Origin of the sequence: Nocardia shimofusensis NBRC 100134, assembly GCF_001613125.1 — a bacterium.
Classification (GTDB): Bacteria; Actinomycetota; Actinomycetes; order Mycobacteriales; family Mycobacteriaceae; genus Nocardia; species Nocardia shimofusensis.
In genome coordinates this window covers 86,160-101,199 of sequence record NZ_BDBT01000009.1, presented here as the reverse complement: position 1 = coordinate 101,199, position 15,040 = coordinate 86,160, and the positions used below count along the sequence as shown (strand labels likewise).

The 15,040-nt window shown below is 69.3% G+C and carries 16 protein-coding genes; all 16 read right to left on the bottom strand.

Going from position 1 to position 15,040, the window contains the following annotated elements:
• Positions 1-92: 92 nt before the first annotated feature.
• Positions 93-2,642 carry an ATP-dependent Clp protease ATP-binding subunit gene (locus NS3_RS12340; protein WP_067858464.1) on the bottom strand — a complete coding sequence of 850 codons (2,550 nt, stop codon included), beginning with the start codon at positions 2,640-2,642 and terminating at the stop codon, positions 93-95.
• Positions 2,643-2,933: 291 nt separating this feature from the next.
• A complete protein-coding gene (locus NS3_RS12335) occupies positions 2,934-3,557 on the bottom strand; it encodes an FHA domain-containing protein (protein WP_067858461.1) in 624 nt (207 codons plus the stop codon).
• A 289-nt stretch (positions 3,558-3,846) separates the two neighbouring features.
• Positions 3,847-4,206 carry a histone-like nucleoid-structuring protein Lsr2 gene (locus NS3_RS12330; protein WP_067858458.1) on the bottom strand — a complete coding sequence of 120 codons (360 nt, stop codon included), beginning with the start codon at positions 4,204-4,206 and terminating at the stop codon, positions 3,847-3,849.
• A gap of 149 nt (positions 4,207-4,355) precedes the next feature.
• The gene (gene lysS / locus NS3_RS12325; RefSeq protein ID WP_067858831.1) at positions 4,356-5,822 is read right to left on the bottom strand and encodes a lysine--tRNA ligase; all 1,467 of its coding nucleotides are present in this window, start codon (positions 5,820-5,822) and stop codon (positions 4,356-4,358) included.
• 226 nt (positions 5,823-6,048) lie between these two features.
• A complete protein-coding gene (locus NS3_RS12320; RefSeq protein WP_084495464.1) occupies positions 6,049-6,471 on the bottom strand; it encodes a rhodanese-like domain-containing protein in 423 nt (140 codons plus the stop codon).
• A 5-nt stretch (positions 6,472-6,476) separates the two neighbouring features.
• A complete protein-coding gene (locus NS3_RS12315) occupies positions 6,477-7,037 on the bottom strand; it encodes a cysteine dioxygenase (RefSeq protein WP_084495462.1) in 561 nt (186 codons plus the stop codon).
• Between the two features lie 370 nt (positions 7,038-7,407).
• The gene (locus NS3_RS12310; protein WP_067858826.1) at positions 7,408-8,202 is read right to left on the bottom strand and encodes a type III pantothenate kinase; all 795 of its coding nucleotides are present in this window, start codon (positions 8,200-8,202) and stop codon (positions 7,408-7,410) included.
• A gap of 47 nt (positions 8,203-8,249) precedes the next feature.
• Complete coding sequence (panD, locus tag NS3_RS12305; protein WP_067858451.1) at positions 8,250-8,669, bottom strand: aspartate 1-decarboxylase; 420 nt, start codon at positions 8,667-8,669, stop codon at positions 8,250-8,252.
• A 13-nt stretch (positions 8,670-8,682) separates the two neighbouring features.
• Positions 8,683-9,639 carry a pantoate--beta-alanine ligase gene (gene panC, locus NS3_RS12300; RefSeq protein ID WP_174550465.1) on the bottom strand — a complete coding sequence of 319 codons (957 nt, stop codon included), beginning with the start codon at positions 9,637-9,639 and terminating at the stop codon, positions 8,683-8,685.
• Positions 9,636-10,583, bottom strand: a complete 948-nt coding sequence (locus NS3_RS12295) for a Rossmann-like and DUF2520 domain-containing protein (RefSeq protein ID WP_067858445.1) — start codon at positions 10,581-10,583, stop codon at positions 9,636-9,638. The genes panC and NS3_RS12295 overlap by 4 nt, the downstream gene beginning before the upstream one ends.
• Before the next feature lie 135 nt (positions 10,584-10,718).
• Positions 10,719-11,906 (bottom strand): DUF6779 domain-containing protein, encoded by a 1,188-nt coding sequence (locus tag NS3_RS12290; protein WP_157101291.1) that lies wholly within the window; start codon positions 11,904-11,906, stop codon positions 10,719-10,721.
• Between the two features lie 70 nt (positions 11,907-11,976).
• Positions 11,977-12,444, bottom strand: a complete 468-nt coding sequence (locus tag NS3_RS12285) for a DUF3180 domain-containing protein (RefSeq protein ID WP_067858823.1) — start codon at positions 12,442-12,444, stop codon at positions 11,977-11,979.
• On the bottom strand, positions 12,441-12,992 hold the full coding sequence (gene folK / locus NS3_RS12280) for a 2-amino-4-hydroxy-6-hydroxymethyldihydropteridine diphosphokinase (protein WP_067858439.1): 552 nt from the start codon (positions 12,990-12,992) through the stop codon (positions 12,441-12,443). The genes NS3_RS12285 and folK overlap by 4 nt, the downstream gene beginning before the upstream one ends.
• Positions 12,989-13,420, bottom strand: coding sequence for a dihydroneopterin aldolase (gene folB / locus NS3_RS12275; RefSeq protein ID WP_084495433.1), 432 nt, complete (start codon positions 13,418-13,420; stop codon positions 12,989-12,991). Before folB ends, folK begins: the two co-directional genes overlap by 4 nt.
• Complete coding sequence (folP, locus tag NS3_RS12270; RefSeq protein WP_067858820.1) at positions 13,417-14,256, bottom strand: dihydropteroate synthase; 840 nt, start codon at positions 14,254-14,256, stop codon at positions 13,417-13,419. The genes folB and folP overlap by 4 nt, the downstream gene beginning before the upstream one ends.
• A gap of 74 nt (positions 14,257-14,330) precedes the next feature.
• Positions 14,331-15,005, bottom strand: coding sequence for a GTP cyclohydrolase I FolE (gene folE / locus NS3_RS12265; protein ID WP_067858436.1), 675 nt, complete (start codon positions 15,003-15,005; stop codon positions 14,331-14,333).
• Positions 15,006-15,040: the final 35 nt, after the last annotated feature.

Here is a 15,040-nt window from a genome sequence, read left to right as displayed (position 1 = left end):
CCGCGACGGCTCGGTGGATCGCCTGAATACCCGGAGTAACGAGCGAGGCCCGCTCCGAGCGGAGCGGGCCTCGTGTCGTGTTCGCGAGCGGGCTACTCGCCGGAGGCGGCCTCGGTGGCGCCTTCGGCGGCGCCGGTCAGCACGACCTCGGGCTTGTCCTCGGCCTTGGTCAGCTTCGCCTTGCTGGTGAAGGTGAAGCGGGCATCCTCGCCGGAGCCTTCGCCGTCCCAGCCTTCGACGTCGACCAGGATGGTCTGGCCGGGGCCGATCTCGCCGAAGAGGATCTTCTCCGACAGCTGGTCCTCGATCTCGCGCTGGATGGTCCTGCGCAGCGGCCGGGCGCCGAGCACGGGGTCGAAGCCGCGCTTGGCCAGCAGGTTCTTGGCGTTCTCGGTGAGCTCGATCGCCATGTCCTTGTTCTTCAGCTGCGTGGCGACGCGGTTGATCATCAGGTCCACCATCTGGACGATCTGGTCGGTGGTGAGCTGATGGAACACGATCACGTCGTCGATGCGGTTGAGGAACTCGGGGCGGAAGTGCTTCTTGAGCTCGTCGTTGACCTTGAGCTTCATCCGCTCGTAGTTCGAGCCGGCGTTGTTGCTCGCCGAGAAGCCCAGGCCGACCGCCTTGGAGATGTCCTGCGTGCCGAGGTTCGAGGTGAAGATCAGCACGGTGTTCTTGAAGTCGACCGTGCGACCCTGACCGTCGGTCAGGCGGCCGTCCTCGAGCACCTGCAACAGGGTGTTGTAGATCTCCTGGTGCGCCTTCTCGATCTCGTCGAACAGCACCACCGAGAACGGCTTGCGGCGCACCTTCTCGGTGAGCTGGCCGCCCTCCTCGTAGCCGACGTAGCCCGGAGGGGCACCGAACAGGCGCGAGGCGGTGAAGCGGTCGTGGAACTCGCCCATGTCGATCTGGATGAGCGCGTCGTCGTCGCCGAACAGGAAGTTCGCCAGCGCCTTGGACAGCTCGGTCTTACCGACACCGGACGGGCCGGCGAAGATGAACGACCCGGAGGGGCGCTTGGGGTCCTTCAGACCGGCGCGGGTGCGGCGGATCGCCTTGGAGACGGCCCTGACGGCGTCCTCCTGACCGATGATCCGCTTGTGCAGCTCGTCCTCCATGCGGAGCAGACGAGTGGTCTCCTCCTCGGTGAGCTTGAACACCGGGATGCCGGTCCAGTTGGCCAGCACCTCCGCGATCTGCTCGTCGTCGACCTCGGCCACGACGTCCAGATCACCGGAACGCCACTGCTTCTCGCGCTCGGCACGCTTGGCGACGAGCTGCTTCTCCTTGTCGCGCAGCCGCGCGGCCTTCTCGAAGTCCTGCGCGTCGATCGCGGACTCCTTCTCCCGGCGGGCGTCGGCGATCTTGTCGTCGAACTCGCGCAGGTCCGGCGGCGCGGTCATCCGGCGGATGCGCATGCGCGCGCCCGCCTCGTCGATGAGGTCGATCGCCTTGTCCGGCAGGAACCGGTCGTTGATGTACCGGTCGGCCAGGGTGGCGGCGGCGACCAGCGCGCCGTCGGTGATGGAGACCCGGTGGTGCGCCTCGTAGCGGTCGCGCAGACCCTTGAGGATGTTGATGGTGTGCTCGACGGTCGGCTCGCCCACCTGCACCGGCTGGAAGCGGCGTTCCAGGGCGGCGTCCTTCTCGATGTACTTGCGGTACTCGTCGAGAGTGGTGGCGCCGATCGTCTGGAGTTCACCGCGAGCGAGCTTCGGCTTGAGGATCGAGGCCGCGTCGATGGCGCCCTCGGCCGCGCCCGCGCCGACCAGCGTGTGCAGCTCGTCGATGAACAGGATGATGTCGCCGCGGGTGTTGATCTCCTTGAGCACCTTCTTCAGGCGCTCCTCGAAGTCACCGCGGTAACGGCTGCCCGCGACCAGGGAACCCAGGTCGAGGGTGTAGAGCTGCTTGTCCTTGAGCGTCTCGGGGACCTCGCCGTTGACGATGGCCTGGGCCAGGCCCTCGACCACGGCGGTCTTGCCGACGCCGGGCTCGCCGATCAGCACCGGGTTGTTCTTGGTGCGGCGGCTCAGCACCTGCATGACCCGCTCGATCTCCTTCGAGCGGCCGATGACCGGGTCGAGCTTGCCCTCCAGGGCGGCCTGGGTGAGGTTGCGGCCGAACTGGTCGAGCACCAGCGAGGTCGACGGGGTGCCCGTCTCGCCGCGGGTGCCGGACTCGACCGGCTCCTTGCCCTGGTACCCGGACAGCAGCTGGATGACCTGCTGACGGACCCGGTTCAGGTCGGCACCCAGCTTGACCAGCACCTGCGCCGCCACGCCCTCGCCCTCGCGGATGAGGCCGAGCAGGATGTGCTCGGTGCCGATGTAGTTGTGGCCCAGCTGCAGCGCCTCGCGCAGGCTCAGCTCCAGCACCTTCTTGGCGCGCGGAGTGAAGGGGATGTGCCCGGACGGGGCCTGCTGGCCCTGCCCGATGATCTCCTCGACCTGGCTGCGCACGCCCTCCAGCGAGATGCCGAGCGACTCCAGCGACTTGGCCGCGACACCTTCACCCTCATGGATCAGGCCAAGCAGGATGTGCTCGGTGCCGATGTAGTTGTGGTTGAGCATCCTGGCCTCTTCTTGGGCCAGGACAACGACGCGCCTCGCGCGGTCGGTGAACCTCTCGAACATCGCTCCCTCACTCTCCTGCTCAGACCTTCAGTGGCATCCGACACTCAGTGCTCTTCAGCCTGTCGGTCGTCAGCCTGCCATGAAGCCCGGGGGTTGCGGCCCCTGCCTCCACTCTAGTTGGCGGGGGTTCCGGCCGCCTGCGGTCCACCCTATTGGGAACCGGCGGTCACATGGTCATTCACTCACAACGCGAGCGGTCGGCGAATCGTTTCCGTGTGGGTTTTGCCCAGAGCGAACACCTCTACACCCGCCCGAGCGGGCCGGGATGACGCCCGGCCCCCGCACGCCGGGTCACAGATCGCGGTCGGAGATGATGCCGCTCTGCATGGCCAGCGCGGCCAGCCGTACCCGCTTCTGGTTCTGCGGCAAGTTCTCCACCCCGAACTTGGCGAACAGCGCCCGCAGATGGGTCTTGATGGCGTCGACGCTGAGGAACAGTTCCTCGGCGATCTGCTGATTGGAGGCGGGCGTCGCGAAGCCCGCCCCGTTCTTGTACGGCCTGCACAGCGCGATGAGCACCGCCAGCTGGGTCTCGGTGAGCGAGCGCAGGGTGGGGGTGCTGCCGGTGGCCACCCGGGTGATGTCCTCGGCGGGGGTGCCGAACTCGTGGAAGGAGACCAGTGAGGTGCCGACCCGGATACGGTCGCCGGGCTGCAGCCGGTGCCTGCCGGTGAGCCGCTCGCCGTTGACGAACGTGCCGTTGCGGGAGAGGCCGTCGTCGACGATGGTCCAGTGCGTGCCCAGGTATTCGACCGCCGCGTGCAGCCGCGAGACCTCGGCATCCCAGCTCAGCGAGAGGTCGGCCTGCGGGGAACGGCCGATCGTGATGCGCTGACGCTCGGCGCTCAGCTCGAACTCCTGCTGCCGTCCGTTGTCGTCGACGTACCGCAACAACGAACCGACGAATGCTGTCACCGCGCCGCCACCTCATCTTTCCCACATCACCGGCCGCTGGAACGCACCGGCGATCACCGACGAACCACCAGTGGAACGATCGCACAGATCGCCCGCGCCGCCCACCCCTGCCGATGCCGGCTGCCACGGGGCGGGCCGAAATATGTCGAGGCCCTATCAGGGCCGTCCTGTCAGGACTGTCCCGCCGGGACGTGTCCTGTCACGAGCGCGACCGATCACGAACACACTGCCGCCCGGGTGTCGCACGATTCACCCGGGCGGCAGTGGGAAAAAGATCCCGCTCTTCGTGTCAGCCCTTCGAAGCCTTGTTGTAGGCGTCGGTGATGTCGGCGGAGATGCGGCCGCGCGCGGACACCTTGTGGCCATTGCGGCGCGCCCACTCACGAATTGCGGCGCTTTGTTCACGATCGATCGAAACTCGGCTCTTCGGCGCCGCGGCGCCGCCGGACACCGCCTTCGCGCGACGACGGCCGCTCACCCGGCGCGCATTGGAAACCCACTCTTCCAGCCCGTCACGCAGCTTCGCGGCATTGACCGACGACAGATCGATCTCGTACGACACTCCGTCGATCGCAAACTCGATGGTCTCGTCTGCGATGGACTCACCGTCGACATCGTCGATCAGGCTAACGGTGACCTTCTTTGCCATGAGCTGAACGTCCTCTCGAAATCGTGCGACCCGCGACTAGGCCGATTACCCGTGATAAGAATACCTTGAAGTCAAAAAATTCCAAGACGGGACCCGAACGGCACCACCGAACTACTGCCGCTCTACTACTTCCGATCTACTACTGCGACTCATCGGGCAGCAGGACGAACAATTGGGAACAGTATCGTTTCCCGGATTCCGAATCCGGTGAGCGCCATCAACAGGCGATCGATTCCCATACCGGTTCCGGTCGTCGGCGGCATACCGTACTCCATCGCCGCGAGGAAGTCTTCGTCGAGGACCATTGCCTCCTCGTCCCCCTGGGCCGCGAGCCTGGCCTGATCGACGAACCGCTCCCGCTGGATCACCGGATCGACGAGTTCGGAATAACCGGTGGCCAACTCGAAGCCGCGCACATACAGATCCCACTTCTCGGTCACGCCGGGCTTGCTGCGATGTTGCCGGGTGAGCGGAGAAGTCTCCACCGGGAAGTCGCGCACGAAAGTCGGCGCGTACAGCTTGTCGCCGTACTGGTGTTCCCAGAGTTCTTCGACGAGTTTGCCGTGGCCGTAGCCCTTGCCCTCCGGAATTTCCAGCCCGACATGCGCGGCGATCGAACGCAATTCCTCGACGGTCGTTTCCGGAGTCACCGGACGGCCCAGCGCCTCGGACAGCGACGGATACATCTCGACGGTCGCCCACTCGCCGCCGAGGTCGTATTCGCTGCCGTCGGGAAGGGTTACCACCAGTGTGCCGAGGGCCTCTTGCGCGACTTCCTGGATCAATTCCCTGATCATCGTCGCGGAGTCGTCATAGGTGCCGTAGGCCTCGTAGGTTTCCAGCATCGCGAACTCCGGCGAATGCGTGGAATCGGCGCCTTCGTTACGGAAGTTCCGGTTGATCTCGAAGACCTTCTCCAGGCCGCCGACCACACAGCGCTTGAGGAACAACTCCGGCGCGATACGCAGGTAGAGGTCCATATCGAGGGCATTGGAATGGGTGACGAACGGCCGCGCCGTCGCACCGCCGTGCAGGGTCTGCAGCATCGGCGTCTCGACCTCGAGGAAGCCGCGGCGTTCGAGCGCATTGCGCAGCGCCCGCACCACCGCGACCCGCGTCCTGGCCATCTGCCTGGCCTCCGGGCGCAGGATCAGATCCACGTAACGCTGGCGGACCCGCGATTCCTCGTTCATCTCCTTGTGCGCCACCGGCAGGGGGCGCAGCGACTTGGCCGCCATCGTCCAGGAATCGGCCATGACGCTCAATTCACCGGTGCGGGAAACGATCACCTCACCGTGTACGAACACGTAGTCGCCGAGATCCACATCGGACTTCCAGGCCGCGAGCGCGTCGGCGCCGACCCCGTTGAGACTGATCATCGCCTGCAATTTGGTGCCGTCGCCCTCCTGCAGAGTGGCGAAGCACAGCTTGCCGGTATTGCGCACGAAGATGACACGGCCGGCCACACCGGCTTTTTCCCCGGTCTGGGTGTCGGCGGGCAGATCGGGATAGGCGGCCCGGATCTCGGCCAGGGTATGGGTGCGCGGAACGACCACGGGGTAGGCCTCGACGCCTTCGGCGAGCAACCGCGCACGCTTGTCCTGGCGAATCCGCATCTGCTCGGGCACGTCGGCGACGGGCTGGGCAGCGTTCTTCTTGCCTGCAGGCGCATTCGGGGTGCTCACATCGGGTAACCCTAGCGTGGCCCGCAAATCCGTCCGCGAGCGCCCGGACACCGTGCGAACAGGCCGGGAACGCCTCGCCGACCGCACGCGCGAGGGCGAGCGGCCGGCGTGGAATCCGGTGTCGAAAGTCGTATTTCCAGCGGGGCAGGCGAGGCGGTTACAGCGACGCCAGCGCGGCGACCTCACGGGCGAAATGCGCGGTTCCCGCGGCGACGGCGAGCAACCCGGCGGCCTTCAACGCCTGATAACCGCCGACCAGATCGGTGGCCCGGTGCAGACCGAGTTGCTGCAGCGAGGCGGCGGCCAGGCTGGAGGTGTATCCCTCCGAGCAGACCACGATCCATTCCACGTCGTGATCGGTGGCCAGCGCCAATCGCGCGGAACTCGACGGATCGAGTCGCCATTCCAGGACATTGCGTTCGATGACCAAGGCGCCGGGCAGAGTTCCCTCGCGATCGCGCTGGGCTTGCGGGCGGATGTCGACGAGTATCGCGCCGCGGCCCAGAGCCTCGGGAAGCTGCCAGGCATAGATACGGGTGAGGGCGGCGCGGGCGTGGTCGAGCATCTGGTCGACGGTCAGACGGCTCATCGGATATCACCTTCGGGCTCATCGGTGAGAACGGTGCGGGTGCGGCGCAGCGTGCCGTGACCGGTGACCTCGTAATAGGACATGGCGGTCAGCGGCGGCGAATACGCGTGCACGCTCAGGGTCGGCTCGGCGGTGTGGGGTTCGATCGCCGCGGGCGCGCGCATCACCTCGTGCACCCAGCCGATCGGGAAGGACGCCTGGTCACCCGCCGAGAGTGTCCTGGCGCGTAATTCCGTTCCGTTCCACCGCAATTCCGACAGCGCGCCGCTGAGCACGGTGAGCGCGCCGAGCGAGCCCGCGTGATCGTGCAATTCGGTGGTCTTCGACGGAGTCCAGCTGATCAGCCAGACGTCGACTTCGTCGTCGGCGTGGATCCGGGTGGACCAGCGTTCACCGGCGGGCAGGATGCCACCCTCGGGCAGCAGGTGGTCGTAGCGCCCGTCGAGCACGTCCTCGGCGCCCTCGTCGGTGATGCGCAGCAGGTCGGCCGGACGCAGCCGGGTCGGCAACGCGGGCGCGACCGGGCGCTCCAGGCGAGGGTCGTCGGACAGGCGCACGGTGGTGGCGCGACGACGCGGCGTGATCAGCGGGGACTTCGTCACGAGCGGGGCAACGTCCGCAATCAGGGTGTCCGCCGCGGGAGAAGAAGCCGTCGGAGAAGACGCCGTCGGCTCGGCGGGGGCCTGCGCGGAATCAGAGGAAGGAAGAACAGAGGAACGCATGAGCGATACTCCAGAAGGGGAGAACGGTCGAGGGGACTATCGGAAGTCGGCCTCGAACGGTCGAGGCCGGATCAGCCTCGACAACACTCCTGGGTGCGCACACGGTGGAACACGTCAGCGAGTGTAGCAGCGTCGTCCGCCCGGACGACAGCCCCGGAAAGAGTGATCCACGCCGCGCTCGCCTCGGTCCGCCGCTGCCGCACCGTCATCCCTTGCGCCGCTGCTGATTCCGCTCGTAGACGCGCAGCAGGCCGGTCAGCGTGAGGTGCGGTTCGTGCTTGTCGATGGTCTCGGACTCGGGCACGATCAGCGGCGCGCTGCTGCCCGTGGCCACCACGGTGACATCGTCGCCCGCGAAGGCGTCGAACTCGTCGCGGATGCGATCGATCAGCCCGTCGACCAGGCCGGCGAACCCGAACACCGCGCCGGACTGGATCGCCTCCACGGTGTTCTTGCCGACGACCGAGCGCGGCCGGGCCAGCTCCACGCGGCGCAGACCCGCCTTCTCGATCAGCGCCTCCCCGGAGATGACGACGCCGGGGGCGATCACCCCGCCCAGGAACTCGCCCTTGGCCGAGACCAGGTCCACGGTGGTGGCGGTGCCGAAGTCGACGACGATCGCGGCCGTGCCGAACTGCTGGTAGGCGGCCAGCGCGTTCACGATGCGGTCCGCGCCGATCTCCTTCGGATTGTCGACCAGCAAGGGAATGCCGGTCCGCACGCCGGGTTCGACCACCACGTGCGGCACGTGCGACCAGTACCGGTCCAGCATCGCGCGCAGCTCGTGCAGCACCGGTGGCACCGTGGACAGTGCGGCGAGGCCGACCACCTGCTCCAGCGGCGCGCCGATCAGGCCGCGCAGCTGCATGGCGAACTCGTCGGCGGTCAGCAGCGGGTTGGTGTGCATGCGCCAGTGCCGGTGCAGGCGCGCGTGCGATCCGCTGCCCGTGAACAGGCCCAGCTCGATGCTGGTGTTGCGGACGTCGATGGTCAGCAGCATCGGTCCCCCGGTCGAGGCTTCCTCGGTCGTGGAGGAAGGTTCGGGCATCAGACGAAGGTGAGCGCGCGCGGCGAGGTCAGACCCGACCCCTCCGGCGCGTGCGCCGGGTCCGCACCGAGCTCGACGGCGCGGTTGCGCTCGTCGACGAAGACCACCTTGGGCTCGTAGGCGGCGATCTCCTGCTCGTTCATCATCCCGTAGGCGATGAGGATCACCAGGTCGCCGGGGTGCACGAGGTGCGCGGCGGCGCCGTTGATGCCGATCACGCCGGAACCGCGCTCGCCCGCGATGACGTAGGTCTCCAGGCGGGCGCCGTTGTCGATGTCGACGATGCAGACCTGCTCGCCCTCGAGCAGATCGGCGGCGTCGAGCAGGTCCTGGTCCACCGTCACCGATCCCACATAGTGCAGGTCCGCGTGGGTCACGGTGGCCCGGTGGATCTTGGACTTCATCATGGTGCGCAGCATCGTCGTCGCCTTTCTAGCGCGCGGGGGGAACGAGAGCGGGATCGGCGGGCGCCGGTTGCGGCGCGGCGCTGTGGTTCGGGTGCCCGTCGATCGGGGCGCCGAGGGTGACGGCGATGTTGTCGATCAAGCGCGTGGCGCCGACCTTGGCCGCCACCAGCAGGCGGGCGTTGCCGGTGGCCGGGGCCGGGCCGAGCGTCGACGAGCGCAGTTCCAGGTAGTCCAGGTCGATGCCGTCGGCGGCGTCGAGGACCGCGCGTGCCGCGTCGAGCACACCCTGGGCGCCCAGGCCACCGGAGTGCGCGCCCGCCGACAGGGCGGCCGAGAGCGTCAGCGCCGTCTCGCGCTGGGCGTCGTCGAGGTAGCGGTTGCGCGAGGACAGCGCCAGACCGTCTGCCTCGCGCACGGTCGGCACCGCCACGATCTTCACGTCGAAGTTCAGATCGCGCACCATCTGCCGGATCAGGGTGAGCTGCTGGTAGTCCTTCTCCCCGAAGAACGCCTGGGTGGGGCGCGCGATCTGGAGCAGTTTGGCGACCACGGTGAGCATGCCCGCGAAATGCGTGGGCCGCGTGCGGCCTTCGAGTTCGGCGCCGAGCGGGCCGGGATGCACGGTCGTGCGCGGGCCGTCGGGGTACATGTCCGCCGGGCTGGGCGCGAAGACCAGCTCCACGCCCTCGGCGCGCAGCAGTTCCACATCGGCGTCCAGGGTGCGGGGGTAGGTGTCGAGGTCTTCGCCCGCGCCGAACTGCAGGGGATTGACGAAGATCGAGACGATGACGACCTGATTGGTCCGTTTCGCCTGACGCACGATCTCGAGGTGACCGTCGTGCAGCGCGCCCATGGTGGGGACGAGCGCGACCGTGCGCCCGACGCCGCGCAGCGCCTTGGCCACCGACCCGAGCACCTCCGGATCGTGGTGCACGGTCAGCTCGCCGGGGCGATACGCGCCACGCAGTGCGGTGTTCATCATCGGCGTCCTTCCAGCAGGTCGATCAGGGCGGGGTCGGCGGCGGCCCGGCGGGCCGTGCGCAGCGAAAGGGCGCGGTAGGCCTGGGCCACGCCGGGGTCGGCGGCGTCGAGCGCGTCCAGATGGGCGGCCACCGCGTCCGCGTCGCCCCTGGCCACCGGGCCGGTCAAGGCGGACTGGCCACGGCGCAGAGCGTTGTCCAGGGCCGCCGAGGCGAGCGGGGCGAGCAGGCGTTCGGCCAGGCCACCGGGCTGATCGTCGACGATCTGCTGGCCGAGCAGGCCGGGACCGGCCAGCGACTCCCGCAGCGCCTGCACCGCGTCGAGCACCAGGGTCACCAGGTGATTGCTGCCGTGCGCGAGGGCGGCGTGGTAGAGCGTGCGGTTCTCCTCGGCCACCCGGACCGGCTCGCCGCCCATCTCGATCACCAGCGACTGCGCGACGGCGTAGCCGATGTCGTCGGCGGCGGTGACGCCGAAACAGGCGTTGGCCAGGCGGCTGAGGTCCTCGTCGTGGCCGGTGAAGGTCATGGCCGGGTGGATGGCCAGCGGGCGGGCGCCCAGGGCGGTGAGTGGTTCCAGCACGGCGACGCCGTTCGCGCCGGAGGTGTGCGCCACCAGCGTGCCGGGACGAACCACGCCCGCGGTGGCCAAGCCGCGAACCAGGCCGGGCAGCTCGGCATCGGGGACGGCGAGGAGCAACAGTTCGGCGCGCGCGGCGACCTGCTCGACCGGCAGGATCTCCGAGTCGGGCAGCCGGGTGCGCGCCCGATGCTTGGAGGCATCGGAGATGGCGGCGACGCCGAACACCACGTGTCCGGCGCGTTCCAGAGCCGAGCCGAGAGCCGATCCGACGCGTCCCGCCGAGACGATTCCCACCGTCAGGCGTGCGGGCGCGGGGTCGAATCCCGACGCGGCGCTGTCGGAAGTCGGGCTTGCCGAGGTCAACGTTGTCCTCTCGATGTCGTTCCAGTCCCGCGCTGCGGGTACCGGACGTTTCGTGGTCGAGAATATCCGCCCGTCGTTTGCCAGAGCTACCGGGACCGGACGTGATTTATCGCTCACCCGCTCCGGCGGTGGGGTTCAGTTGCCGCGCTGCTGTTCGGAGGCGAGATTGGCCATGATCTCGGCGACGGACAATTTGCGCCCACCGGCCCCGTCACCGGATTCCCCGCGACGACGGCGGCGGGAGGGGGTGCCGACGACCGACTTCGGCTCGGGCGCCGGGGTGGGCTCGATCGCAGGGATGGAACCGGCGGTGCTCGCGTCGGCCGCGGCGGGCGAGGCGGAGGACGTCGCGGGTGTCCGGATCGCAGGCGCAGCGGTATCGACGGGCGCGGCGGTATCGACGGGCGCGGCAGTACCGACCGGCGCGGCAGTACCGACCGGCGCGGCAGTACCGACGGGCGCGGCGGCGCTGGATGAGACGGCCGGGGCGGCACCGACAGCATCGGACGCGGGGGCCGCGCCCCCGGCCGGGGAGGCATCGGACTCGGTCGACGACTCGTCGGCTTCGGAGGCGGCGTAGACGTCGGCCCAGGCTCCGGTGTCGCCGAGGGCGTGGAACGCGTGCGGCCAGTTGCTCGGGCCGAGACGGGTCGGGGCCGACGGGTCGTAGTCGGCGGGGACGATCGAGGTCTCGGCGGTCACCGGTTCGTCGTCGGGGCCCGCGAAGGCGGCGGGGTGGGGGTGGCCCGGTTCGAACACCGGGGTCGATACGCGGGCGCGGGAGGCGATTTCGGCATTCGGCGAGCTACCGTTCGCCGAAGCATCGGGCTCGGCCGCGCTGCCGGAGCTGCCGGGCAGCGCGTGGACGCGCACGGCGTCGGCGCGCAGGGCTGGGCGGTCGACGGGCAGATCGCCGTCGAAGAGCCGCTGCAGGCTCTGGCGCAGGACAGACAGTTCGGCGCGCAGGGCGGCCATCTCGGCGGCATCCGCGCCGACCTCCTCGCGGACCCTGGCCTCCACGCCCATCTCGTACTCGCGGCGCGCGGAGATCTCCCGGTCCAGCTGCAACTCGTAGACCTTCTGCAGGTCGCGGACCTTCGCCTGATCGACGGCGGCGTCCTTGCGGTACTTGGTGGCGGCCATCGCGCCGATGGCCGCGGCCCACAGCGCGGCCACCATGCCCACGCGGACCAGCTGCAGACTGTTGCTGAAGATCAGGAACACACTGGCAACCAGTCCCAGCAGCACCAGAGTGCCGATGAAATAGCGTCCCGCTTGATCCCGCCGGGGACGGGAAGCGCTGCTGAGGGACGGTCCAACCATGCCCGCCAGGGTAGCCTGCGCGCGCAGCTCCGCCCACGATGCGCCGGAGTGATTCCTGTCCCGGAATTCGCTATGTGGTAGCGGTCTCGTCGGTGGGGTCGTCGGGGGCCCGACAGCAATACTCGAGCCACAACGCGGCGGCGACCAACGCCACCCCCGCGAAGAAGCCCACCAGGGCCCCGGGGGAATCCGCGGCGGCCGCGGTCAGCTCACCGCGCTGCGGGAACACCCAGAACAGGAAACCGAGCCAGATGCCCGCCACGATCGCGCCCACCTGCACCGAGGCCTTGGCCAGTGCGACCGCGCGGGCGGCGGTGATCGGGTGCAGTTTTCGGCCGGTGCCCACTTCCTCGTCGCGCACCCTGGCCCGGATCACGAACGCCAGCGCCACCTCGATCGCGGCCACCGGATAGAGCGAGGCGCCGGCGAACACCGAGATCGGCGGAAAGCTGCCATAGGCGAACCGCGTCGCCACCCAGGCCAGCAGGGCCGCGATCACGACCGTGGCCACCAGGTCCCATGCCTTGGTCGGCTTCAGTTGCACTCCGACGATCCCTCCCCCGCGAGGCCGCGGGCACTCAACGACAACTCGGTGCGTCGCACGCCCGCACGGTCGGCGGTCTCCAGATCGGCAAGCCAGTCCCGCACCGGCCGCTCGACGCCGGACACGGCCAGGACCGCCTCCGGCTCCACAGCCAGCCACGGGATCAGCACGAAGGCGCGTTCGTGGGCACGCGGGTGCGGCAGAGTCAGTACCGGATCGGCACTGATCACCGGCTCCCCGCCGCGGGCGCACCACACCACGTCGACATCGAGAGTACGTGCACCCCAACGGATCTCCCGGACCCGATGCGCCGCCTGCTCGAGGCGCTGCCCGGCGGCCAGCCAATCGGCGGGCTCGCGCGCGTCGTCGTCGACCACCAGCACCGCATTCAGGAAGTCGTCCTGCTCGACCCCGCCCCACGGCGCGGTCGAGTACACCGGCGAGACCGCGACCAGGCAGTCGGCGAACTCGTCGACCACGCCGCGCAGGTGCGCGAGCCGGTCGCCGAGGTTCGAGCCGATCGACAGCACCGCCCGGCTCACCCGGCCTCCTGCCTGGTGCGGGAGGTGACCACCCGGACATCGGTGAAGGTGTGCGGGATCGGCGCGGACGGCTTGTGCACCACCACGTCGGCGCGCAGGATGCGCGGATCGGTCATCACGTCGTCGGCGATCTCGGAGACCACCGTCTCGATCAGATTGCGCGGCGGACCGGCCACGATGCGCACCGCCCGCTCGGCGAGCGCGCCGTAGTCGACGGTGGCGGCGAGGTCGTCGGAGGCGGCGGCGACGGTGAAATCCACCCACACGGTCAGATCGATGACGAATTCCTGGCCGTCGCGGCGCTCGTGCTCGAAGACGCCGTGCCTGCCGAACACGCGCAGGCCGCGCAGTTCGATCCGGTCCGGTTCTCGGTCCGGTCCGGCCGGTCTCGGTCCGGCGGCACCGGCCGGTGCGCTCGGCTGGGTCATCGGGTGGCTCCTCCCGGCCGCTCGGACGGGGTCGCGGTTCTCGCCCGCTGCCAGGCGTCGACGACGGCGATCGCGTCCAGCGAGGAGCGCACGTCGTGCACCCGCACACCCCAGGCCCCGTTCTGGGCGGCAAGGGCGGAGACCGTCGCGGTGGCGATTTCGCGGCCGTCGGGCGGGCGCGGACCGTCGGCGTCGGCGAGCAGGGTACCCAGGAAGCGCTTCCGTGACGCGCCGATCAGCACCGGCAGGCCGGCCGCGACGAACTCAGGAAGCGCGGCCAGCAACGCCCAGTTGTGCTCGGCGTTCTTGGCGAAGCCCAGACCCGGGTCGAGGATCAGCCTGCCGGGATCGACCCCCGCGCCCACCGCGAGCTCGACCTGGGCGCCGAGTTCGGCGCGCACCTCGGCCACCACGTCGTCGTAGTGCTCGGCGGGGCCCGCGTGCCGATAGTCGGCCGCCGCGCGCCAGTGCATGAGGATCCACGGAACCCGCGCGTCGGCGACGACTTTCACCATGTCGGGGTCGGCGCGACCACCGGAGACGTCGTTGATCACCCCGACTCCCGCGGCCAGCGCGGCCTCGGCGACCGCGGCGCGCATGGTGTCCACACTCGTCGGCACGCCTGCGGCGACCAGGCCGCGGATCACCGGGGTCACCCGCGCGGCCTCGGTGACCGGATCGACGCGATCGGCGCCCGGCCGGGTCGACTCGCCGCCGACGTCGATGATGTCGGCACCCGCCGCGTAGAGCTCGATGCCGTGCGCGATGGCGCGGTCGGGGTCCAGGTACCGCCCGCCGTCGGAGAAGGAGTCACCGGTCACGTTCACCACGCCCATCACCACGCAGCGGCGGTCGCCGCGCGCGGTGACGGTCGGGACGGACACCGGTTCCGCCTTCCCTGCGGCCTGGTTCACTTCCGCAGAATCAGATCGAGCGCCTCGGAACGCGAGGCGGCATTGGTCTGCAGCAGGCCGCGCACCGCCGAGGTGGTGGTGCTCGCGCCGGGCTTGCGGATGCCGCGCATCGCCATGCACAGATGCTCGGCCTCCACCACGACGATCGCGCCGCGCGGTTCCAGCTTGCGCATGACGGCGTCGGCGATCTGACTGGTCAGCCGTTCCTGCACCTGCGGGCGCTTGGCGTAGAGATCGACCACCCTGGCCAGCTTGGACAGCCCGGTCACCCGCCCGGCCGGGCCGGGGATGTAGCCGACGTGCGCGACACCGTGGAAGGACACCAGGTGGTGCTCGCAGGTCGAGTACATCGGGATGTCGCGCACCAGCACCAGTTCCTGGTGACCCTCGTCGAAGGTGGTGTCCAGCACCCGGTCGGGCTCCACGTACAACCCGGCGAACATCTCGCGGTAGGCGCGAGCGACCCGGGCCGGGGTGTCGATCAGGCCGGGGCGATCCGGGTCCTCGCCGACGGCGAGCAGCAGTTCGCGGACCGCCGCTTCCGCCCGGTCCTGGTCGAAGGGGCGACCGGTCTCTTGCGCGCGCAACACCGGCTCGGGCGCCGCGCCGTTCGCGCCGTCGAATTCCGCGCCGGTCACGGCGTCGAACGCCGTGTCATGGTTGGCCGACAATCGAGGACACCTCCAAATCCGCGCCGGTGGTCCTT